The 1,654-nt window shown below is 63.8% G+C and carries 1 protein-coding gene and 1 tRNA gene; both read right to left on the bottom strand.

Annotation, left to right across the window (positions count from 1 at the left end; all coding sequences use genetic code 11):
• Positions 1 to 213: 213 nt before the first annotated feature.
• Positions 214 to 1,266 carry a tyrosine-type recombinase/integrase gene (locus VF697_RS28200; protein ID WP_331099828.1) on the bottom strand — a complete coding sequence of 351 codons (1,053 nt, stop codon included), beginning with the start codon at positions 1,264 to 1,266 and terminating at the stop codon, positions 214 to 216.
• A 123-nt stretch (positions 1,267 to 1,389) separates the two neighbouring features.
• Positions 1,390 to 1,462: transfer RNA gene (locus VF697_RS28195), tRNA-Phe, on the bottom strand.
• Positions 1,463 to 1,654: the final 192 nt, after the last annotated feature.

Below are 1,654 nucleotides of genomic sequence, written 5' to 3'. Positions count from 1 at the left end.
TTCAAGAGCCGCCGCTCAGGTGCTTTCGGCCCACCGCTTGCAGGTAAATGCATCGAAGAGATGGTCCACCCGATAAGTACGTAATTTGTACGTGCTCAACTGGCCGCTGGCGAACGTGAACTAACTCTACTGTCCAGTAATATTGGGCAGATAGCCGCTCACATCCGAGGCGAGGGACCCATCAAGGATTAGGAAACCGCCGCTCTCAGAGCCCTAAGCCAGGGTGGGAATCTTGGCCGGGACAGCGTGCGTCGCGTAGAAGCGCCGCGTGGTGCTCGGGCTCTTGTGGTTGAGGAAGGCCGCCACCGAGGCCGGAGCCGCGCCCTTCTCGATGGCCCAGGTGGCGACGGAGTGCCGGAACCTTCCCGGAGTGAACGACGGAATACCCGCCGCCTTGCAGGCCGCGTTGACGGCTATGCCGTACTTCTCGCGACCGAAGGTGCCCCGATCCAGTAGCCGCTTCCCGGCCTCCAGCACCTCGGCGGACACGGCGGTGCGCAGGGGCTCGCCGCTCTTGGTCTGCGGGCACACCAACACGCCCGCGACGCCTTCCGCATCACCCCGGTACGGCTCCACGCTGCCCATCTTGGCGAAGCGCACCAGTTCTGTGACGTGCCAGCCGGTGCCCGCCTGCACGTCCATCCCGTCGCGCCAGTAGGGCGCCAGGTGCTCCCGGGCCAAGAGGTAATGCTCCCGAGGAATCACCTTGTCCCGCTTCCACTGCTCGGGCCTAGCCTGGGGCACCACCAACGTCTGGAACGTCGGGTCCTCGTTCACCGAGAGCAGGTGCTTCTCCTTTCGCAACCAGGAGTAGAGGCTCTTGAGGACCGCGATCCGGTGAGGAACGTTCCCGGCCGTCTTCAACGCGGGCTTGATGTGGTCCACGAGGCTGAGCTTCCGCAGGTCGAGCCCCTTGAGCTGGTCCGCCCACCACGCGAGGTAACGCTGCTGCTTCTCCAGCCACTCGCGCGAGTTCTTCTTGGTGTCCCGGCTCCACAGCAGGAACTCTTCCGCGAGCTGTGCATCCGGGTAGATCGGCTGCTCGTGGGGCAGGCCCGCTGGGTTGTAGTTCTCCGGGTCGGTCTCGAACCGCTTGAGCTGCTCCATGGCCGCACGGAGCGTGCTAGCCCGAGTGCTCACCTTGTAGTTCCGCCCGTTGATCATCCGGCGGATCACGTAGACCTTCCGGCCCTTCGCATCGAGACGGACGAACCCGCCCTCCCACGTCTCCGCGTAGTCCTGGCTCTTGCCCGTGCCCTCGCCCATCGTCCTCGACCTCCATAGGGGAGAACGTGCGGGGGGTTGCCCGTATTTTGCCCATGAGCTTCGCGGGCAAAAAGAAAGGGCGTCAGACCGGAGTCTAACGCCCTGGAATCTCTTTGCTTTTTGTGCCCAGAGCCGGAATCGAACCAGCGACACGGGGATTTTCAGTCCCCTGCTCTACCAACTGAGCTATCTGGGCGGTTCTGCGCTGCTCAACCGCTCGAAGTAACGGCGATTTACGGGGACTCGGCCCTCGCGTCAAGCTGGTTCTTCAACTCCACTCCACTTCCTCTCCTTCCCCCTCTCCGCTCGCACGCCCGGCCTCCCTCCCACCCTTCCGGCACGCACCATCCGTGCGGTTTCGTTAAATCCCTGGCTGTCACCTCGGAGG

Origin of the sequence: Archangium sp., from assembly GCF_036388035.1 — a bacterium.
Lineage (GTDB): Bacteria > Myxococcota > Myxococcia > Myxococcales > Myxococcaceae > Archangium.
This window is presented reverse-complemented; position numbering and strand designations above follow the sequence as displayed.